At 44.1% G+C, this 21489-nt stretch carries 21 protein-coding genes; 7 read left to right on the forward strand and 14 right to left on the reverse strand.

Annotated features, from left to right (window positions below; all coding sequences use genetic code 11):
* Positions 1-97: 97 nt before the first annotated feature.
* Positions 98-532: a CBS domain-containing protein gene (locus FS666_RS08685; protein WP_120073932.1), complete on the reverse strand. Its 435-nt coding sequence runs from the start codon at positions 530-532 to the stop codon at positions 98-100.
* Positions 533-730: 198 nt separating this feature from the next.
* On the opposite strand from FS666_RS08685, the gene FS666_RS08690 reads away from it, so the two are divergent.
* Both FS666_RS08690 and ytvI read left to right on the forward strand, forming a co-directional pair.
* Entirely contained in the window at positions 731-1090 is a 360-nt protein-coding gene (locus FS666_RS08690; protein WP_120073934.1) for a YugN family protein, read from the forward strand.
* A 107-nt stretch (positions 1091-1197) separates the two neighbouring features.
* Positions 1198-2253 carry a sporulation integral membrane protein YtvI gene (gene ytvI / locus FS666_RS08695; protein ID WP_120073937.1) on the forward strand — a complete coding sequence of 352 codons (1056 nt, stop codon included), beginning with the start codon at positions 1198-1200 and terminating at the stop codon, positions 2251-2253.
* 37 nt (positions 2254-2290) lie between these two features.
* Here ytvI and FS666_RS08700 read toward each other — a convergent pair whose 3' ends face one another.
* The 7 genes from FS666_RS08700 to cyoE all read right to left on the reverse strand — a co-directional run bounded on the left by FS666_RS08700 (position 2291) and on the right by cyoE (position 8819).
* Positions 2291-2752: a DUF420 domain-containing protein gene (locus FS666_RS08700; protein ID WP_120073939.1), complete on the reverse strand. Its 462-nt coding sequence runs from the start codon at positions 2750-2752 to the stop codon at positions 2291-2293.
* Between the two features lie 55 nt (positions 2753-2807).
* Positions 2808-3716 (reverse strand): cytochrome c oxidase assembly factor CtaG, encoded by a 909-nt coding sequence (ctaG, locus tag FS666_RS08705; RefSeq protein ID WP_120073941.1) that lies wholly within the window; start codon positions 3714-3716, stop codon positions 2808-2810.
* A gap of 172 nt (positions 3717-3888) precedes the next feature.
* A complete protein-coding gene (ctaF, locus tag FS666_RS08710; RefSeq protein ID WP_120073944.1) occupies positions 3889-4221 on the reverse strand; it encodes a cytochrome c oxidase subunit IVB in 333 nt (110 codons plus the stop codon).
* Positions 4222-4224: 3 nt separating this feature from the next.
* On the reverse strand, positions 4225-4854 hold the full coding sequence (locus tag FS666_RS08715) for a cytochrome c oxidase subunit 3 (protein WP_120073946.1): 630 nt from the start codon (positions 4852-4854) through the stop codon (positions 4225-4227).
* Positions 4854-6722: a cytochrome c oxidase subunit I gene (gene ctaD, locus FS666_RS08720; RefSeq protein WP_120073948.1), complete on the reverse strand. Its 1869-nt coding sequence runs from the start codon at positions 6720-6722 to the stop codon at positions 4854-4856. Before ctaD ends, FS666_RS08715 begins: the two co-directional genes overlap by 1 nt.
* Before the next feature lie 28 nt (positions 6723-6750).
* The gene (coxB, locus tag FS666_RS08725; protein WP_120073951.1) at positions 6751-7818 is read right to left on the reverse strand and encodes a cytochrome c oxidase subunit II; all 1068 of its coding nucleotides are present in this window, start codon (positions 7816-7818) and stop codon (positions 6751-6753) included.
* Between the two features lie 95 nt (positions 7819-7913).
* Positions 7914-8819 (reverse strand): heme o synthase, encoded by a 906-nt coding sequence (gene cyoE, locus FS666_RS08730; RefSeq protein WP_186306450.1) that lies wholly within the window; start codon positions 8817-8819, stop codon positions 7914-7916.
* Positions 8820-9317: 498 nt separating this feature from the next.
* Between cyoE and FS666_RS08735 the strand changes: the two genes are divergently transcribed.
* Positions 9318-10298 (forward strand): COX15/CtaA family protein, encoded by a 981-nt coding sequence (locus FS666_RS08735; RefSeq protein ID WP_120073955.1) that lies wholly within the window; start codon positions 9318-9320, stop codon positions 10296-10298.
* A gap of 45 nt (positions 10299-10343) precedes the next feature.
* Here FS666_RS08735 and pyc read toward each other — a convergent pair whose 3' ends face one another.
* The 3 genes from pyc to FS666_RS08750 form a co-directional block, all read right to left on the reverse strand.
* On the reverse strand, positions 10344-13781 hold the full coding sequence (pyc, locus tag FS666_RS08740; RefSeq protein ID WP_144460693.1) for a pyruvate carboxylase: 3438 nt from the start codon (positions 13779-13781) through the stop codon (positions 10344-10346).
* 28 nt (positions 13782-13809) lie between these two features.
* Positions 13810-15039, reverse strand: coding sequence for an FtsW/RodA/SpoVE family cell cycle protein (locus tag FS666_RS08745; RefSeq protein WP_120073959.1), 1230 nt, complete (start codon positions 15037-15039; stop codon positions 13810-13812).
* A 190-nt stretch (positions 15040-15229) separates the two neighbouring features.
* Positions 15230-15505 carry an Fpa/YlaN family protein gene (locus FS666_RS08750; protein WP_390614825.1) on the reverse strand — a complete coding sequence of 92 codons (276 nt, stop codon included), beginning with the start codon at positions 15503-15505 and terminating at the stop codon, positions 15230-15232.
* A 252-nt stretch (positions 15506-15757) separates the two neighbouring features.
* Between FS666_RS08750 and FS666_RS08755 the strand changes: the two genes are divergently transcribed.
* Positions 15758-16255: a molybdopterin-binding protein gene (locus FS666_RS08755; RefSeq protein ID WP_120073963.1), complete on the forward strand. Its 498-nt coding sequence runs from the start codon at positions 15758-15760 to the stop codon at positions 16253-16255.
* A 210-nt stretch (positions 16256-16465) separates the two neighbouring features.
* On the opposite strand, the gene FS666_RS08760 is transcribed toward FS666_RS08755, so the two are convergent.
* Positions 16466-17797: a PhoH family protein gene (locus FS666_RS08760; RefSeq protein WP_120071750.1), complete on the reverse strand. Its 1332-nt coding sequence runs from the start codon at positions 17795-17797 to the stop codon at positions 16466-16468.
* A 179-nt stretch (positions 17798-17976) separates the two neighbouring features.
* Between FS666_RS08760 and FS666_RS08765 the strand changes: the two genes are divergently transcribed.
* On the forward strand, positions 17977-18558 hold the full coding sequence (locus tag FS666_RS08765) for a YhcN/YlaJ family sporulation lipoprotein (RefSeq protein ID WP_244943881.1): 582 nt from the start codon (positions 17977-17979) through the stop codon (positions 18556-18558).
* A gap of 97 nt (positions 18559-18655) precedes the next feature.
* Positions 18656-18856, forward strand: coding sequence for a YlaI family protein (locus FS666_RS08770; RefSeq protein ID WP_120071752.1), 201 nt, complete (start codon positions 18656-18658; stop codon positions 18854-18856).
* 35 nt (positions 18857-18891) lie between these two features.
* On the opposite strand, the gene FS666_RS08775 is transcribed toward FS666_RS08770, so the two are convergent.
* Both FS666_RS08775 and typA read right to left on the reverse strand, forming a co-directional pair.
* The gene (locus FS666_RS08775; protein ID WP_235870317.1) at positions 18892-19260 is read right to left on the reverse strand and encodes a YlaH-like family protein; all 369 of its coding nucleotides are present in this window, start codon (positions 19258-19260) and stop codon (positions 18892-18894) included.
* Positions 19261-19350: 90 nt separating this feature from the next.
* Positions 19351-21219, reverse strand: a complete 1869-nt coding sequence (typA, locus tag FS666_RS08780) for a translational GTPase TypA (RefSeq protein ID WP_390614827.1) — start codon at positions 21217-21219, stop codon at positions 19351-19353.
* 79 nt (positions 21220-21298) lie between these two features.
* Here typA and FS666_RS08785 point away from each other — a divergent pair, with 79 nt between their 5' ends.
* The gene (locus FS666_RS08785; RefSeq protein WP_120071756.1) at positions 21299-21484 is read left to right on the forward strand and encodes a YlaF family protein; all 186 of its coding nucleotides are present in this window, start codon (positions 21299-21301) and stop codon (positions 21482-21484) included.
* The last annotated feature ends 5 nt before the right edge of the window (positions 21485-21489 follow it).

A 21489-nucleotide genomic window follows, 5' to 3' on the forward strand; every position in this document is an offset into this window, starting at 1 on the left:
AAGCAGGCACTCTCCGCACTTCCTTATCCTTTATCTCGTCAGAAGCGCTCCAGTCTGTACGTCGATAAACAGACGCTTCCGCCTTTGTTCATTGGACCTAGTGTATCGCCTGTTCTCCATCATCTTCCGAGATTTCTGACAGTGCATGCTTAGCCTGATTGTCAGTTAAATCCCTGACCGCCAAATCCCCAAGTGCGACGATGCCGACCAATTCTCCATTTTCGACAACCGGCAGGCGGCGAATCTGCTCTTTTGCCATTAACCGTGCTGCTTCCTGCGTTGTCGTATCAGGAGAAACTGTAAACAGGTTTTCGCTCATAATATCTTCCACCTTGGATGAAGGCGGTTGTTTTTCGGCGATACAGCGAAGAACGATATCCCTGTCCGTGATGATTCCCATCAGTCTTTTATTTTCCACAATCGGTATGACACCGACGTCCAGTTCTTTCATTTTCATAGCCACTTCGAAGATATTATCTTTCAGCGAACAAGTTTCGACATCCTTTGTCATAATGTCACCAATATGGGTCATTTCTTATTCCTCCTCAACAATTTTTTCAATTCATACGTTTCCTATCGTCACCAATATTGGCCGGATTATACGTGCATAACGCGGACCGGGAGACGGCAGGCAAATTATATTTGATTTCGTTGCAAGAAGGTGTTTTTTCGACTATTATAAAATATGGGGTAATACTAGCGGCCTGAATTATTAGGAGGGAACTTTAATATGAAGTTTGAAAACATCGGATTAGAATCATTTAAAATTGATTTAAACCGGCTTGACGAAGTAATGAGCAAAAACCGCATGGTGCGTGCAGGTCAATGGGACTATGAAAGAGTGACATACGACCATAAATTTGTTATTCAAGAAGGTACATATTACTTGCGTATTCCAGGTTATGCCATTGAAGGAGATGTAGGAAGCGGCAAAGCTTTGATTCAATTGATGACCCCGCTGCTTGGAAAGCATTATTATCCCCATGGTGTGGAATACGGAGAAGATGAGGTTTTCCCTGCTTCACTTGTAAAACAGTGCAGCCAAATGTTAGAGGCGATCAAGAAAGAAGTTGAAGTATTTGCAGAGTGATACCATCCTGAACACGGAAAATATCCGTGTTCTTTTTTTGTAACCATATAAAAAATTTGATCTCTATACTATAATTTGTATAAAGAATTTTATAAAGGAGGAGAGATTTGTTTGGGATAAAAAGAAAACATGTGACGATCGGTATATTTATTGTTCTTGTTGCACTGGCTTTCTATTTCATCATGCCGGTATCCGTACCTTTGATTGCTGCATTGGTAACCGCCCTTATTCTGGAGCCGCTTGTTAAACTCCTTCAATACAAAATTTCCTTAAAAAGGCATTTTGTAGTAATGATCGTTTTTACTGTATTCACTGTCATTATGGGAATCTGTATTTTCTTTGTTACTACAAAGGTAGTAGGGCAGGCGGTTAAATTAGTTGAGGATTTTCCTCAGTATGTAAATAATGTTTCTGAGATGTGGAGAAATTATGAGGAGCATTTCAAGAATACAGCCCAAGGTCTTCCTGAAGAAGTGGTTCATTCCATAACCGAGGAAGTGAACGGCTTTTTAAATACGATCATCATCAGTATCCGCCAAAATTTAAATATTGAGAATATCAGTGCAGCCTTATCTTATATACCGAATTTTCTTGTCAGCTTCCTGGTATACTTAATTGCTTTATTTTTGTTCATGCTTGATCTGCCAAAAATCCAGTCCGGCATTTACAGACACTTGACTGATGAAACGTCTGAAAAGGTCAAATTTATGACAGGCCGGATTTCACATGTTGTAGTTGGTTTTTTCAAGGCTCAGTTCCTTGTGAGCCTGATTATTTTTGCAGTGTGCCTGATCGGCCTATTATTGATATCACCAAAGGTCGCCATTATTATGTCCCTGGTTATATGGGTCATTGACCTTATTCCCATTATCGGCTCAATCATAGTACTCGGCCCCTGGTCTCTGTATCACCTGCTGTCGGGAAATTTGGTTTTGGGAACAAAACTTGCGATACTGGCCATTGTCCTGCTAGTTATCAGGCGCACCGTGGAGCCGAAGGTGATGGGCACCCATATGGGCCTTTCACCGCTTGCCACATTAATTGCAATGTATTTGGGGCTAAAACTTCTTGGCATACTGGGAATTATTATTGGTCCGCTGCTCCTTATTATATTTAAGACAGCAAGGGAAGCAGGAATCATAAAATTAAATTTTAAAATTTAAAAGCATGCATAGCCGTATTCAGGCCATGCATGCTTTTTCAACCGCCCAGGATCGCTTTGATCAAGGATGTCGTTTCTCCTCCTTCATACAATACATAAAGGAATAGATACACAAAGACACCCGTAATGCCTGTACCAAACCAAACAATGCTCGTAACAGGTCCCAGTTTCTTATGAATATTCAATTTGTCTTTTAAGCCCGACCATAGCGAAATGATTCCGAGAACGGCACCGACGGTTGCCAATGTAATATGGAAAATTAAAAAAATGGTGTAAAAGAGCTTTAGATTCTCCGGTCCCCCAAAAGATGTATTCCCTATGAAAACCGTTCTGCTTGAATAGATGATAAAAAATATTACGGCAAAAACAGCTGCGGCAATCATTGTTTTCTTATGGCTTTCAATTTGGCCATTCCTGATTTTTCCCCAGCCAATGGCCACAAGCAAAGCACTGATAACAATACATGCCGTACTGATAGTCGGTAAGATTGGAACTGACATCTACTTCAATTTCCTTCCTTGTCTGATTTTTAAAAAGGAGGATTTTCTCCCCCTTTTAATCCACAGGATGGGGGTCGCCTTGAATGAGACTCTCATCAATTGGATCAACTTCAGCCGATTCTTTTTTATACCACTCGAAAAAGACTTTTGCCAAAATGGTAGCCAGCACAATCTCCTGGATGATTTTCATTAAGACTCCGCCAAGCTGCTGGTCTTCCCTGGCCGGCATATTCGTAAATAACTCGGGACCGCTTATGCTTAAGCCGGCAAGTGTCGCACCCGGCACACATAGCTCCATTGCCTTCATCCACATCTCGCCATCGGTGTATGTCGCATACATTGCTTCCGGCGCAAAAATGATCAGCCCGCATGCCGGGGTTAAAAGTACACCGTCTCCGAGAATATAGCCGATTTTCTTCAAGCCGTGCAGCTGGTATTGTCCCGGCAATTTGTTGACAAGCGGCCACCAAAGGAAAATGGCAAATATAAACAATACGACTGTATAAAAAGCGTGCAGAAAAATGTTCATTTTAACATAGTCCATCACCATCGGAATATGGTAAATGGAAAACAATCCATTAAACATAACAAGTGCAATCAGCGGTTTTGTAAAAAAACGAAACATCCCATTGAAGAAAGGCATCTCAATGATGTGCTTCCATACCCAGTTTGGTACGCCTGAAATAAGCAACGGGGGTATGACCAAATAAAGAAAAGCCATTTGGACCATGTGAAAAGTAAACATAATATGTGCCATCAGGTCGACAGGCGATCCTTTAATGATATAAAGCAGCAGCATGCTGATCAGGAATAATGCAGCCTGGCTTTTTTTTAAAGGCTCATTGTCTTTAAAAAGATGGCGTTTCTTAACCATCAAATAAAAGTAGCCGGCAACCAGGAGCAAAATGAAGATCATGAAATAAGGACTCCAAAGTGCACGAAAACCAAATATACTTAAAGGCATCCGCCTTCACCTCTTTTGTGGTTTACAATTTCTTCTACCTTCCATTATACTTAGCAGGTTCTCCTACTTCAACGATTCGGGATGACAAGTTGATGACAATCCCGCGTGTCTTTCAATGTCAGCCAAATAAGAAGAAAAGCCAGCCGAAAAATTCGACTGGCTAAAAGTTTACTTACCACCAAACGATGGTCAAGAAGGCCAAAAGGGTAACGAAACCGATAATGACCCCTCCATATATAAACAGCTGGACCGCTTCATGCCCCTTCTCGCTCATATGCATAAAGTAATATAATTGGAAGATTACCTGCACTAATGCGAGCAAAAGGATAAACGGAATAACAAACCATTTATCAAATCCGGCAGCTACTGCGCCGAATGCCACCAGCGTCAAAAAGATTGAGATGACAAATGAGATCACTTGATGGCGCATGTGTTCCTTGTTTCTTCTGCGACGGTATTCATAATCAACACGCGGATTTCCTGAATTTAAGTATTGATCTTCCATACGTTATCCCACCATTCCCATTAAGTAAACGACAGTGAAGATAAATACCCAGACTACGTCGATAAAGTGCCAATAAATACTTGCCAAATAGAACTTTGGCGCATTATAAAGACTTAGTCCTCGTTTTGCGTTACGTACAAGCAATGCCGTGATCCAGCCAAGACCGAAAACAACGTGGCCTCCGTGGAATCCTACCAGGGTATAGAAGGCTGAACTGAAGGCACTGCTTTTAAAACCAAATCCTAATTCTGTCGTGTAGTGATGAAACTCATAAATTTCCAGTACGAAAAACCCAAGACCCAATAATAGTGTAATGATGAACCATAGTTGCATTTTTTTATAATTGAAGTTCCTCAAGTGATAGATCGCATATACACTTGTTACTGAACTTGTCAATAGCAGCATCGTCATGGCGAATGCAAGCGGCAGGCCGAAAACATCGGTTGAGGTCAGGCTGTCGCTGTTTGGAACTTTATCTTTAAGGGCCAGATATGTGGCAAAGAAGGAGGCGAAGAGAACGGTCTCGCCTCCAAGGAAAAACCAGAGACCCAAGAATTTATTTTTTCCTTCCAGAGTGGCCCGCTCTGGTGCCTCCGGCCATGTTTCCGGAGTAAATTGCTGTTCAACTGCCATTATGCTTTAACTCCTTTCTCACTATCATCCATCAATTCTGATTTAGGAATATGATAGCCGTGGTCGTCTTTCAAGGAGCGTACAAGCATTGAACCAAATGCAATGGCTAATCCGATAATCAATACTGGAATTCCCCAAGCATGCTCTTGGTGATAGATAGCTCCGAAAGATGCAACAAAGAAACCGAATGAGATCATGAAAGGAATAAATGATCCGTTTGGCATGTGAATCTCACCGATAGGCTCTGCCGGCGTCATTTCAGTTCTGCCTTCCATTTTTTCCAACCAGAAAGCATCAAGTCCGCGAACTAATGGAAGTTGCTTAAAGTTGTAAAATGGCGGCGGTGAAGGAATAGCCCACTCGATGGAACGTCCATCGCCCCAAGGGTCGTTGGAAACTGCTTCTCCTTTGGCAGCTGTCACTACTATGTTAATGAGCAATACAATTACTGCCACAGCCATCGTCAAAGCACCGATGGAACTGATCAAGTTTCCAGTAGTCAAACCCTGTCCATCAAGGAATGTGAAAACCCTTCTCGGCATTCCCATTAGGCCAAGGAAATGCTGGATAAAGAAAGTTAAATGGAATCCAATAACAAACAATGCCCAAGTGATTTTACCCAATGTTTCATTCAACATTCTTCCGAAAATTTTTGGCCAGTAGTAATGAACAGCTGCAAAGATACCAAACACTACTCCACCTACGATTACATAGTGGAAGTGGGCAACGATAAAGTAAGTGTCATGATACTGATAGTCGGCAGGAGCAGCAGCCTGCATGATACCAGTTACACCGCCCATAACGAATGAAGGGATAAAAGCAGCTGCCCAAAGCATTGGAGTAGTAAATTTGATGCTTCCTCCCCACATCGTTAAGAGCCAGTTAAAGATCTTAATACCAGTCGGTACAGCAATAGCCATTGTTGCAACCGCAAAAATCGCGTTGGCAATGTTGCCGAGCCCTACAGTAAACATGTGGTGAGCCCACACCATGAAGCCAAGGAATCCGATCAATACAGTAGCGAAAACCATTGATGAATATCCAAACAATCTCTTTCTTGAGAAAGTCGAGATGACTTCAGAGAAAATACCAAAGGCAGGCAAAATCAAAATATATACTTCCGGATGTCCGAAAATCCAGAAGAAGTGTTCCCAGATGATAGTGTTTCCTCCATTTGCAACGTTGAAGAAGTTCGCCCCGAACATTCTGTCGAAAGTCAAAAGGAACAATGCAACAGTAAGCGGAGGAAATGCGAACAAAATGAGTGCCGATGTGATGAATGTCGTCCAAGAGAACATAGGCATTCTCATGTAAGTCATTCCTGGTGCACGCATATTAATAATTGTTACAAGGAAATTGATTCCCCCCATGAGTGTACCAAACCCGGAGATTTGAATTCCGGTTACATAGAAATCAACACCATGGCTGGTTGAATTCATTGCAAGCGATGCGTAGGAAGTCCAACCTGCGTCAGGAGCTCCTCCAAGAAACCAAGATACGTTCACCAGCAAGCCCCCGAAGACGAACAGCCAAAGGCCAAGAGCGTTTAAAAATGGAAAGGCAACGTCCCTCGCTCCAATTTGGAGAGGCATAATCGCATTCATAAAACCAATAAGGATCGGCATGGCAGCAAAGAAAATCATTGTTGTTCCATGCATCGTCATCATTTCATTAAACGTACCGGCACTCACAAAGTCATTGTTAGGCACTGCGAGCTGGATACGGATAATCATAGCTTCGATTCCGCCTAGGAGAAAGAAGAAGAACCCTGCGGCGAAGTACAAGATGCCGACTTTTTTATGGTCCACAGTTGTCAAGTAGTCCCATACAGCGGCTCCGAAACTTCTTTTTTGAGCAATAGTACTCACAATTAAACCTCCCTTTGTTATACGTTAATTATTGTTGAACCTTTAATTCCATCAAATACGCAGCCAATGCATCCAATTCCTGATCGGACATTTCCGGATACGTACCTGTCATTTTGTTGCCCGGTTTAATTTTTTCAGGATCTTTGATCCATTTTTTCAATTCTTCTTCATTGTGATCGAGAACCCCTGCAACTCTTTCACGATCGGCAAACCCTGCTAAATTTGGAGCAAGTTCCCCGCTTGGTTTTGCCTCAGGTGTAACAGCGTGACAAGTAATACAGCTTTGGTTGAAGATTTCTTCACCTTGTTTTGCAAGGTCAGAAGTCGGTTTAACAGGCTCTTTTGCATTTTGCATATCGGCAACCCAGTTTTCAAAATCCTTCTGCGGCAATGCTTTTACTTTGAAGTCCATCAACGCATGAGAAGGACCGCACAGCTCAGCACATTTTCCGTAGAAAAGATTGCCTGCTTCCTCAGCTTTGTCACTATCGGCAATCAACCAGAATTTATTGACGTTTTCCGGGTTTGTGTCCAGCTTCCCGCCTAATGGTGGAATCCAGAATGAGTGTTTTACGTCTTTACTTGTTACCTGGAAGTAAACTTTTTCATCTGTTGGAATAACAAGGTCCTGGCTTGTTACAATCCCAAGATCCGGATATTCGAATTCCCACCAGTATAAGTGTGCATTGACGTTCACAACAAGAGCGTCCCGGTTTCCATCGGCGTCTTTTTTATCAATTGCAGAAACATCGCCTTGGCTGAAAGTAACAGCAACTGTCGGTACTGCAAGGATTAGAAGCAAGATGATCGGAATAACAGTCCATACAATCTCAAGCGTATGGCTGCCCTCCACCTGTTTTGGAATTCTGTCATCTTTACGCCGGAATTTAATGATAGCAAAAGTAAAGATAATTACTACAACAATGATTACCAGTGTCATGATCCCTAAACTGAGAAGAATGAGATCATACTGCTGTTTCCCAACTTCTCCTGCGGGAACCAGCCCCGATAGAAAAGGCTCGCCGCAGCCTGAAAGCACGAGCGCCAATATCGCCAAAACTGATAATAGACGCCACTTTTGCAGCCATAGTTTCATAATTCAATCAAACCCCTCTTTCGTAAAATATCTTAGTGGTTGCAAGGACCGGGTCTTTCTATTTGGATTTCTTTAAAAAAGAAAGAATTCCCTAGTTAAATAACTGCGAAAATTACCATTGCAGTAAAAATAATGGTCAAATAGTTCAATGAATAAACAAACATGAGCGTTGCCCATTTTATATCATTTTTCATTTTATAACCAGCAATTCCCATCACTAACCATCCAACATTTAATAGCGTGGCTAATACGACAAATGGTATTCCAAGCATCGTCATAAAAAAAGGAATCGGCAGCAATAAAGCCACCCACATAACGATGCTGCGCTTCGTGGCAGCAAAACCTTTCACGACCGGAAGCATAGGTATGCCGGCTGCTCTGTATTCCTCAGCTCTCCTCATGGCCAGTGCATAAAAATGAGGCGGCTGCCATATGAACATGAGCAGAAATAGCATCCATGCCATCGTTGGCAGGCTCGGATCAATTGCCGCCCAACCGATCAGTGGAGGAACCGCACCTGATAAGCTTCCAATAACAGTGTTGCTTACAAGCTTCCGCTTAGCCCACATGCTGTAAAGCACCACATAGCTGAGTACCCCAACGATACCGATAAAACCGGCTGTTGCATTGGTAAGAAAAATGAGAATCAAGCCCAATATCACGAAGGTGGACCCTACTGTAAGGACTTTTCCGCCGCTGATCCGCCCTGTTACCGTCGGCCTTGATTTTGTCCTCTCCATTATAGGATCAATGTCCCGATCAATATAATTATTGAAAGCACATGATCCGGCCATTATAAAGGCAGACCCGAGCAGCGTAAAAATAACAGTGTCCAAGGATTGGAGAAAATGCTGTCCATTATATATGAGTGCAAGCCATAGCCCCGCAAAAACAGGTATCAGGTTGGAGTTAACAATTCCAATTTTGATCAAGGCCATAAAATCCGACCAGGCTGTCGAAGGAGAGGCTTCCACTTCAGATATGCTCCGGCTGTTTTCCATATCTTTTTCCACTCGTCTCCTTTCCAAAACGTATTTACATATCATTGTTACTATAGGCCATCTTGGAACAGTTTTCCTGCATTATGTAAGATGTTTCAGTATTTGTTCATTTATTTACCTGTTTTTTCAACTTTTCCTGAAAGCATTGGCCCACGCCCGCACATCATATTGTAGCATACAGATGTTGAAAAGCCGAGTGCAGTTGAACAGGATTATGAACATAGGCCTTCAACAATATATTTAATCATATAATCCAACGATTTTTACATTGCATTCAGCCATTATTTTGTCCAAAATGTGTCACCCAAAAAGAATATTATGACGAAAATTCACCAACCTCTATATCATTACTATCAAAATTTATCGTTTTTTTCAAGTTTACACCTTTTTTGGCCGTGTTAACAAATTTGTCGGTTGTATTTTTAAATGTGTTTATGTAGTATCAAAGTTGAAATTAATCATTCCAATAAAATTTAATAAAGATAAGTGGGTGAAATTTTGCACCGGAAGTTAAAATGGTTTGCTGTACTTACAACGGTTGTAATGGTTTTTGTCCTTCTGGGCGGTGCTTTGGTTACAAAGACCGACTCCGGTATGGGCTGTGGAAGGTCATGGCCGCTGTGCAACGGCCAACTGATACCAACCGATATCACTGTTGAACTTGTGATTGAGTTTGCCCACCGGGTTGTTTCCGGAGCCGCCGGTTTGCTCGTTCTGATTCTTTCAATTTGGGCCTGGAAAACGATTGGGGACCAGAGAGAAACTAAAGCTCTTGCCATCCTTTCTGTCTCCTTCATCATTCTCCAAGGGCTGATTGGGGCGGCTGCGGTCGTATGGGGCCAGTCCGATTTTGTTTTGGCACTTCATTTCGGAATCTCGCTTATATCCTTTGCCGCAGTATTTCTTTTGACACTGCTGATTTTCGAAGTTGATAAGAAGCTGGATACATCAAAAATCAAGCTGGATAAAAAAATGAAATACCATACAATCGGAGTTACAGTATATTCCTATATAGTTGTTTACACAGGAGCCCTTGTACGGCATACAGAGGCAAGCCTTGTCTGTAAAGATTGGCCTTTTTGTTTAAACAGCACGCCTTTCTCCTTGCCAACCAATATGTATGAGTGGATCCAAATGGGACATCGTTTTATGGCAGGGCTCATCTTTTTGTGGATAGGCTATATTACATGGATGGCCATCAAAAGGTATAAAGACCAAAAAGTTGTTGTCAACGGCTGGATCACCGCTTTCATTCTTGTTGCAATGCAGGTTGTAGCCGGAGCTGCAGTAGTATTTACAGACTTGAATATTTATGTTGCTTTGGCACATGCACTTTTTATTACATGCCTCTTTGGCCTTCTAAGCTATTTTATCATGCTGATCACCAGAGGCAGCATGGAGTACTCGCCCGTTTCAGAAACGGATGATAATGTAAGTGCCGAGGCTAAAATCAAATCGCCAAATATGATTCCTCAATAAAAAATCTTGCGCTAACTTTGCGCAAGATTTTTTATTGGGTATGATTTATTTTTCCACTTCTATCAACAAATCACCCGGCTGGATGGCGTCTCCCGCCTGCACAAATATATCTTTGACGATTCCGGAAAACGGTGCCTGGACCGTTGTTTCCATTTTCATCGCTTCGGTGAGCACAAGGTGATCACCTTTTTGGACTTTCTCCCCTTTTTCGACGAGGACCTTCAGGACGGTTCCCGGCATCGTGGCTCCGATATGGGCCTGGTTCTTCGGGTCCGCCTTCTGTTTGAGCACAACGGTCGATTTGATGTTTTCATCCTTAATGACGACTTCCCTTGGCTGCCCGTTCAGTTCAAAGTACACAACCCGCGTACCATCCGGCTGCGGCTGGCCGATGGAGACAAGCTTGACGATCAGTGTCTTTCCTGTCTCAATCTCCACTTCGATTTCTTCTCCAAGCCTCATGCCATGGATAAACGTCGGAGTATCAAGCACCGAAATGTCTCCAAATTGATTCAGTGTGGCGATATACTCAAGGAATACTTTCGGATAAAGGGCGTAGGAGATCAAATCTTTCGCTGTTACGTCAGGCCCTATCTCTTCAGCCAGTTCTTTTTTGAGCTGGCCGAAATCCACATCTTCGAGCAGTTCGCCCGGCCGGACAGTGATCGGTTCGCGATTCTTCAGAATCACCCGTTGCAATTCTTCCGGGAATCCTCCGTGCGGCTGGCCGAGATAGCCTTCGAATAGTTCGACTACGGAATCCGGGAAGTCGATGGACCGTCCTCTTTCCAGTACCGTTTCTTCGTTCAGGTCATTTTGCACCATGAACAGTGCCATATCTCCGACCACTTTTGAAGAAGGTGTCACCTTGACGATGTCGCCGAACATGCGGTTGACCCGGCTATACATGTCTTTGACCTCATCCCAGCGGCTTCCCAGCCCCACTGCTTTTGCCTGCTGCTGCAGATTGCTGTACTGCCCGCCGGGCATCTCATGGCTGTACACTTCAGTATGAGGCGCGAGCATCCCGCTTTCAAAGTCGCGATAATACTTGCGGACGTCCTCCCAGTAATAGGAAAGTTTCTCCAGGGAATCGATGTCGACATCAAGCGCCTTGTCCGTCCCTTCGAGTGCATAATATAGTGTGTTCAAGCTTGGCTGGGACGTAAGGCCGGCCATTGAACCGAGTGCCGTATCGATAATATCCACTCCTGCTTCGATCGCCTTCGTATATGTGAGAATGCCGTTGCCGCTCGTATCGTGCATATGCAGATGGATCGGAAGATCGACCGTTTCCTTCAGTTCGGAGATCAGCCGATAGGCAGCTGCCGGCTTCAAGAGTCCTGCCATATCCTTGATCGCCAACATGTGTGCTCCCTGTGCCTGAAGTTCCCTGGCCATGTCTTTGTAATAGTCGATATGGTATTTCGGCCTTTCGGGATCGTTGATATCCCCTGTGTAGCAGATGGCCGCTTCGGCAATCTTGCCCGACTGGCGGACGGAATCAATGGCCACTTCCATGCCTTTAACCCAATTTAAACTGTCAAAGACCCGGAAGACATCAATGCCTGCGTCTGCCGATTCCTGAATAAAAGCCTTGATGACATTATCCGGGTAGTTCTTATAGCCGACGGCGTTTGAACCACGAAACAGCATCTGAAACAGGATGTTCGGCATCTTTTCCCGCAATTTTGCAAGCCTGTCCCATGGATCTTCCTTCAAAAACCGGTAAGCAACGTCAAAGGTCGCGCCTCCCCACATCTCCACGGAAAAGAGTCCTGGCAAGAGATGGGCAGTAGGTTCGGCCGCCTGGACGAGATCGCGGCTCCGGATCCGGGTGGCTAACAGTGATTGATGAGCATCGCGGAAGGTAGTATCCGTGATCAGAACCTTGTCCTGTTGCCTGATCCAGTCTACCAGTCCTTCGGCTCCGTGTTCATCCAAAATCTGTTTAGTGCCCCGCTGCACTTTTTCGCCCGCCGGCACGGAAGGAATCCTCGGATCGGGTTCGACAGGTTTTTTTGTCTTCTCTATGCCGGGAAAGCCATTGACCGTTACTGTCCCTATATAAGTGAGCATTTTGGTGCCGCGGTCCTTGCTCTCAGGAAAAGAGAACAGCTCAGGGGCACTGTCCAAAAAGGATGTGTCGTACTCGCCCGTTATAAACCGCTCGTGCTGCATAACGTTAATCAAAAAGGGAATATTTGTTTTAATTCCACGAATCCTGAATTCCTTCAAGTTTCTGACCATTTTGGCTGCAGCCTGCTCAAAGGTCAATGCCTGAGTGGACAGCTTCACGAGCAGGGAATCGTAATACGGCGTAATGACAGCCCCTTGGAATCCGTTCCCGGCATCCAACCGGACGCCGAATCCCCCGCCTGTCCGGAAAGCCATGATTTTTCCGGTATCCGGCATGAAATCATTCAGCGGATCCTCCGTCGTCACCCTCGACTGGATGGCATATCCGTTTATCTTGATGTTTTCCTGTTTCGGGATTTGGACGATTTCTCCATGGAGCGAATGTCCCTCAGCAATCAAAATTTGTGACTGGACAATATCAATTCCCGTGATCATTTCTGTAATGGTGTGCTCTACCTGAATTCTCGGGTTCACCTCAATGAAATAAAACTGGTCCCCTTCTACAAGGAATTCAACCGTTCCTGCATTGAGATAGCCGACATTTTTCATCAGCTGGACAGCAGCTCCGCAGATCCTCTCCCTCATTTCCTCACTGAGCGACACACATGGGGCTGTCTCCACCACCTTCTGATGGCGCCTCTGGACAGAACAGTCACGCTCAAACAGATGGACGATGTTCCCGTGGGCATCCCCCAGGATCTGCACTTCAATATGCTTCGGATTTTCAATGAACTTTTCAACATAAACCTCGTCATCGCCGAAGGCGGCCTTCGCTTCCGACTTTGCGCGTTCAAATGCTTCCTTCAATTCCCCTTTGCTCCGGACGATGCGCATGCCGCGCCCTCCGCCGCCAAGGGACGCCTTGACCATGATTGGGTAACCGTATTCATTTCCAAAGGCAGCAGCTTCTTCAAGGCTATCCACCGGCCCATCGCTTCCCGGGACGGCCGGAATGCCTGCAAGCACTGCCTGGTGTTTCGCTTTGACCTTGTCCCCAAACATATCCAAATGCCTTATGGCAGGACCGATAAAGGTGATCCCCTCCTCGGCACAGCGTTTCGCCAGCTCAATGTTTTCGGACAAAAACCCGTAGCCCGGATGGATGGCATCTGCCTCCGAACGTTTGGCGATTTCGATGATGCCCTCGATGTCGAGATAAGCATCGATCGGCTTTTTCCCTTCCCCGACCAAATAGGCCTCGTCCGCTTTATAGCGGTGATAGGACCCCGAGTCTTCGCGGGAATAGACGGCTACCGTGCGGATTCCGAGTTCTGTGCAGGCACGGAACACACGGATGGCAATCTCCCCGCGGTTGGCAACTAGTACTTTGTTAATCTTTGTCATAAGCTATCTCCCCTTAATAAACATTTATCTATTTAAGGTTCACCCATGGACGCTTTTCTTGGCTGCCTTCCTGTAATCTGTCAGTCCGGGGAACAGGAACAGTATTTTTTGTTTTGAATTTCTCCTCATATTGATTAAACATCGAAACGTTGGCAAGTATTCCCATCGCTATCGAAAGGACGAGGATGGAGGACCCCCCATAGCTGATAAATGGCAACGGCACACCGGTAATCGGGATAATTCCCGACATGCCCCCTAAATTTATGAATGACTGTATTCCGATCATTCCGGATATGCCGATGGCCAGCATGCTGCCAAATGGGTCGCGGCTTCTTGTACTGATATAAATTCCCCGCAAGACAATGTAGCTTAGGCCCGCCAGTACAAATACGACCCCAAAAACCCCCAGCTCCTCTGCAATAATCGCCATGATAAAGTCGGTATGTGCTTCGGGCAGATACCCAAGTTTTTGGACGCTCTGGCCCAGCCCCAGGCCTTTCAATCCCCCCGAGCCAATGGCCAAAAACGAATTTACCAATTGAAAGCCTTCGTTTTGGCCTGTTCCAAACGGATCCAAAAATCCATAGATTCTTCCAAGCCGGGTGTCAGTAAAGATCTTATCGGATTTTAAAATGACAAACGGAGCCAGAACAGCCGCTAAAAGCAGACCCATCAAGCCAAGTTTGAATATTGTTTTCAAACGCATCCCGGAACACAAAATGATCATCGCGCCGATTAGAAAGGTGATGAGAGCTGTCCCATTATCCGGTTCCATGGCAATGAGAAAGCAAACAAAAATGAGGAACATCAATGGCGGCATGACACCTTTGTCCAGCTGGTTTATGTATGCCTGTTTCTTGGAGTACACAGCTGATAAATAAACGATGACGCTCAGCTTGGCAAATTCCGAAGGCTGGATTTTCCTTGTACCTACGTTAATCCAGCTTTGGGCGTTGTTTGTTGCATGTCCGAAAACATCTACAGCGATCAGCCCAATGATCGCGGCTATTGTAATGAAAACTAGAAATTTTTTACTTTTAAATGCTTTATATGGAAATAGGGCAAAAAACAAAAAAAACAGAAAACCTGCTGCCAAATTGATTTTTTGCTTTTGATAAAAGAAATCTGCCGGATACTCATAATATTGAACGGCCATCACCATACTTGCGCTGTAAATCATGATTAATCCAAAGAAGCAAAGCAGCAAATATACTGTAATGATTGAGTAGTCATATGATTTCAAGATTTTTTTTAACATACTTTCCATCCAATCTATCATTCAGATTTCGCAGGAGCAGGGAATAACAGATTACAAGTTTTCTGTAAAAATCAAGCTTCCTGTCTTTAGAGTTGGATTCGGCCATTCAATTAGACGAAAAAACTCAAACAATTACAAACGAACTGTTTGAGCTTAACTGTTCAGTGAGACGTATGCAGCTTGCACCTTTTTATTTTTCACTTTCAGTAAATGCTTCGTGAAGCGCAGACAGTTTCCTTTCCAATGAAAAAATCAACTCTTTTCCGTCCTTTTCGTCAACCAGGCCAAGGCGGACGGCAAAATCTATCTCACGAGAAAAGCCAAACATTTGAGTATCAAGAACTTCCTCGTATAAAGGACATTGAGGCATTGTTAAGTTGTCCATTTGCACCTGAATCAAACGCAAGATTTTTTCTGCGTCTGCCTTCAAAAGGGCATAGGCTTTTTCCCGATGATTCAGCTTCATATCAGACACCACATTTAATCCCCCTATCTTGCGGCCAAATAGACAATACTATCTGTAAATTTTAACCCTAATACTACGAAATTGCAAGGGATTGTCCGTTAATTTTGTCTTTCTTAAGCTGCAGGCAGTCATCGCTTTCAGTTATCTTTCCGGAATTAGCATTATAAAAGATATATTCAGCTTTTTCGCCCAAACTTTTCATTTCATTTTTTTAGAGTTATACTAACTGGAGTGGAAAAGGAGGTAATATGAATGAATACAATCATGCCCATTAAGGGGAGAGTGAAATTTCCGATTACATTGGACGCCGGAGTATGGATCTTTGATGACCGGCGCATAGATTTGAATACATATTTTACAGAAGAAAAAAATGAAAAAGATCCCGATGAGGTAGAATTTACGGTGGCTTCAAAACACTGGGACCGCGTGATCAAAGAAGGTGCTGTATCACCACCTACACTGAAGTCGGAAAGACAATTTGAGAAGGTGAAAGTATTGACCGGTTCATTCGGCATTGCGCTGAAACCGTTCCTGGAAAATGCCGAGCCGGAGCCTGGGGCTTCGGAGCTTGTCATTGAAACTTCATCCGGCGAATATTCAGTGCCGCTTGAGGAAGCCAAAGATTTGATTCTTGCCTTTTCCAAGAATGGCAAACCCCTCCGCGAAGACGGGCCCGTTCATGTCTTATACCCGGATGGCTCCAATAAAGAAAACCCCATAAAGAATGTAAAGGGGTTTCGAGTGCAATAAAGCGATAGCAGGCGTTTCGGGCGCCTGTTTTTTACTGTTAAAGTAAAAGATTTGACCGTACCTTCTATATAGAATGGCGATGTGGCATGTCCAGCCAGGCGCGATCGGCGCAAGGATTAAGCCAATCGTTTTTGAAGGCAAACTGCGCCTTCGCAAGCGTAGTTCAGCTTTTCGCCCAAGGCTGCGCGCCTTGCGCTTTTCTTTATGTGTTTATAAAATATCTGCTGCAAGCTGCGCCAAATCAGATCTCTCCCCTTTGACCAGCTTAATATGGCCTGCTGCACTTTGCCCTTTAAACTTTTCCAAAACATACGTCAAACCGTTATTAAATTCATCAAGGTATGGATGATCGATTTGCTGCGGATCTCCCATCAGCACAATTTTGCTTCCTTCCCCTACTCTCGTCAATATTGTTTTCACCTCGTGCTTTGTAAGGTTTTGGGCTTCGTCAATGATAATGAACTGCTTGGGGATGCTCCGCCCCCTTATATATGTCAGTGCTTCAACCTCAATGGAACCCATCCCCACCAAAATCGAATCCAGCTCGCCGGGCTTTTTCGTATTGAACAGATATTCAAGATTATCGTAAATCGGCTGCATCCATGGCCTTAATTTTTCCTGCTTCTCTCCCGGCAAATATCCGATATCCTTTCCCACCGGAACGATTGGCCGAGCGACAAGAAGTTTTTTATATTTTTTCATATCTTCGGTTTGCATCAATCCGGCTGCCAGGGCCAAAAGAGTCTTCCCGGTACCAGCCTTTCCGATCATTGTAACCAGCTGGATATCCTGGCGGAAAAGCAGCTCAGCCGCCATTGTCTGCTGGACATTCCTCGGCTTGATTCCCCAAATAGAATCAAAGTGGGTAATCAATTTTTTAATCATCGTTCCTGTTTCATCAACGATTCCAAGCCCTGATGATGAACTTCCAAGCTCATCCTTCATGACGATAAACTGATTCGGATGCATTGGTTTGCCGTTTGCGATATCCAAACATGAAATTTCGCCTGTTTCATAAAAAATTCTTAATAAGTCGATATTAATAAAAATCTCCTGTGTTCCGGTATATAAATGATCCACTTCCACTACACGGTCGCTCAAAAAATCTTCCGCCTGCAGTCCAAGGGCATCTGCCTTCACTCTTAACAGAGCATCTTTGCTGACGATGATGACGGGCTTCCCGTTTTCTTTCTTCTCTTCCTCCATTGCGATGTTTTTTGCCACCGCCAAAATACGGTTATCATTCGTCTTTTCTAAAAAGATCTCCTGCAGCTGGTGGAATGACCTGTGGTTGAGCTCAATTCGCAATGTCCCTCCATTTTCCAAAGCTATCCTTTCGTGGAGTTTTCCGGTCAGTCTGAAGCCGTCTATCAATTTGGAAACATGCCTTGCATTCCTGCCGATCTCGTTCATATACCTCTTCTTTGAGTCCAATTCTTCCAGCACAACCGCCGGGATGACAATCTCATTGTCCTGGAACGAAAAGACGGCATTGGGATCCTGCAACAAGACATTCGTATCTAACACGTATATTTTCGTCAAATTGATGCCTCCTGCTCCTTTTTAATATCATATGATGCTGTAGATCGGCCGGTTCCATTAGAAAGTGTCATAAGGGACAGCTCTTTGTCTGAAATATATGTAATTGTGCATAAACTTAGAAGCCATATTGCACAATATATAAATAATGATAGTTGGCAAAAAGACAGGAGGAAAGCATATTGAAAAAAGCAGCATACATTTTCATCATTCTCATACTCGCAGCGTGCGGCCAGATGAACGGGGAGCAAAGGGATGGAGGGAATCCCTCCCTTCAAAACACAAAAACTGAAATAAGCCGTCAGGATAACGCCCGAAACAGCGATGAAGACAGAGCAAATTATTTAGCCGGGCTCGCCTCCGACATCCCTCAGGTAAAAAATGCAACAGCTGTAGTTGCCGGGGATTACGCTATTATCGGCATAGACGTGGATAAAGATTTGGACCGATCCAAAGTGGGGTCCATCAAATATTCAGTCGCTGAAAGCATCAAGCACGATCCGAGAGGTGCCGGGGCTATCGTGGTCGCCGATCCCGATATCAATGCAAGACTGAAAGAAATTAAAGATGACATATCCAAGGGCATGCCCATGCAGGGGATCATCAATGAATTGGCCGATATTACAGGAAGGGTAATGCCTGAATTGCCTCCTCAGGAAAATAATAAAAACCCTCAGGAAGCGCCTCAAAAACAGGATCAGGAAATGGACAGGCAGGACACCCGCCAAATCCAAAAGGAGCAGGAAAAGCAATCAACGGAATAGCAACAGGCCATAAGAGAAATTTATCATGTAAGAATCAGGCTGCAACATGGTATAATGGTTTGTAAAAGAACATTATTCTTTTACAGAGGTGGCCGTAATGAAAGTGCAATGCGTCATTTGCGATAATCAGCACGAACTGGGAAATGACACACCCCTTGCCAAAAAGTTAAGGAACAGGCCGATTCATACTTATATGTGCGATGAATGCCATAAAAGAATTGAAGAGAAAACAAAAGCGCGCCATGCAAGCGGGCAGTTTCAGCTATACAGTTTTAAAGGGAAGGAAAAGGATTTTTAATAAGAAAAACCGGGCTGCTTTTTGCCCGGTTTTTCTTAATTATTGAATGTCCCCGCTTTTTTCTCCCTGTTCAGCCTGATCTTATAAATGATCAATATGAGTGCCGCTACGACAAGCCCTTCTGCAATCGGAAGAAAAATCCCGAGAAAAGTAAGTATTGTACACCCAATAAACAGAAAGAAATAAATAATTGCGGATTTTAACAATGGCAGTTTCTTAGCAAACCCAAGTTTATATACGAGAATGCAAAGTGCTGCAATAGTCAAAAACAAGAGCCAATTTGCAGTTTTCGCATTTGGCGCCTGCAGATAATAAAATTTATAAAATGTAGAAAATCTATCAATCGCAGCTTGGTCCGCTTTCGTCATGGCCAGAACGAAGAACAGACTACCAATGAAATTCATTCAGGCTACCTCCTACGTCTTTAGAAAGGGACTCCTTTTTAAAAGGAATCCCCCATAAGCATACCATATTTAAGCGGCATTATAACAAAATTAGGCAAACTTTTTCTTTTTGGCCGCTTTTTCCCGTTCATTTTTGTTCAAAATTGTTTTGCGCAAACGGATTGACTCAGGGGTGACTTCACATAATTCATCATCATTCAAGTATTCGAGAGATTCCTCCAAAGACATGATCCTCGGCCTTTTGATGACTGAAGTCTGGTCCTTTGTGGCCGACCTGACATTCGTGGCATGCTTCGTCTTCGTAATATTGACCGCCAGATCGTTATCACGCGAATGCTCGCCGACAATCATCCCCTCATATATCTCGGTGCCGGGTTCAACAAATATCGTTCCACGGTCTTCCACATGCATGATGCCGTACGTCGTCGCCTTTCCGCCTTCCATCGAAACAAGGACACCTTGATGCCTTCCTCCGATCTGACCGGAAGCCATCGGCTGGTAGCTGTCAAAAGTGTGGTTCAAAATTCCATAGCCCCTTGTGAGCGACATGAACTCTGTTGTATATCCGATCAATCCCCTTGCAGGAACATGGAAAATCAGACGGACCTGGCCCTTCCCGTTATTGATCATATCCAGCATCGTCCCTTTACGGGATCCGAGCGATTCAATAATGCTTCCGGTGTATTCCTCCGGAGTGTCAATTTGAACATGCTCAATCGGTTCACACAGTACGCCGTTCACCTCTTTGACAATCACCTTCGGTTTTGACACTTGGAGTTCAAAGCCTTCACGGCGCATATTTTCGATTAAAATGGACAGATGGAGCTCGCCTCTCCCTGAAACAACCCATGCATCCGGAGATTCAGTATCTTCAACCCGAAGGCTTACATCCGTTTCAAGCTGCGTTTTAAGCCTTTCTTCAATTTTTCTTGCCGTAACAAATTTTCCCTCTCTGCCCGCAAATGGGCTGTTGTTGACCAGAAAAGTCATTTGGAGGGTAGGTTCATCTATTTTAAGCAGCGGCAAGGGCTCCTGATGGTCGATTGGACATAAAGTTTCACCGACGTTTATATCTTCCATGCCGGATACGGCTACGATGTCCCCTGTATATGCCTCATTAATTTCGACCCTTTTCAGCCCGAAGAAACCAAACAATTTGGTTACACGAAACTGTTTCACGTTCCCATCCTGCTTCATCAAGTCAACCTGCTGTCCTACCTTGATGGTACCGCGAAATATACGGCCTATGCCTACCCGTCCAACATATTTATCGTAATCCAAAAGGGATACCTGCAGCTGGAGAGGTTCTTCCCGATTTTCCACAGGCGCAGGGATATGCTCCAAAATCGTTTCATACAACACTTCCATGTTATCTTCCTGATGATCCGGTTCTTTACTGGCCGTTCCATTTATTCCTGAAGCGTAAATGACCGGAAATTCCAGTTGATCATCATTGGCGTCAAGCTCGATGAACAATTCCAGAACCTCATCCACCACTTCCTCAGGCCGCGCAAAATCTCTATCAATCTTATTTACGACTACGATGGGGGTCAGGTTCTGTTCCAAGGCTTTTTTCAATACGAAGCGGGTCTGGGGCATACAGCCTTCATATGCATCCACCACAAGAAGTACCCCGTCCACCATTTTTAAAATCCGTTCCACTTCTCCGCCAAAATCGGCATGGCCGGGTGTATCCATAATATTGATTTTTGTATCTTTATATTGAATGGCGGTATTTTTCGCCAAAATGGTTATTCCCCGTTCACGTTCCAAATCATTGGAATCCATTACCCGGTCTTCGACATGCTCATTTGTCCGGAACGTTCCGGATTGTCTGAGCAGCTGATCAACCAAAGTCGTCTTTCCATGGTCCACGTGGGCGATAATCGCAATATTCCTTATATCGTTTCTTATATTCAAAGTAGTTCCTCCTGCCTGTATAACAGCAAATGCTGGCATATAACTTAACAATTATACCACAATAGTAGCCAAGCCGATCATTTTTTTGTAAAATTGATGAGTGAGGAGGGCGAACAGCGTGAATGGCATTAAGTGGAATTTTCTTTTCTTGGCCATATTAGCGGCGTTTTCCATCGTAGGGATGGGTTTTTCCCTCGGTGCAAGAAGTCCCATTGGAATAATCATCTGTTTTATCATTTTGATTTCTGTTATGGGCTATGGCTTTGCGACAAAAAAAAGATACAGGGAATCCGGCAAATTATAGAACCC

Origin of the sequence: Siminovitchia fortis (assembly GCF_007681465.1) — a bacterium.
In the GTDB taxonomy this organism is placed as follows: domain Bacteria; phylum Bacillota; class Bacilli; order Bacillales; family Bacillaceae_C; genus Siminovitchia; species Siminovitchia fortis.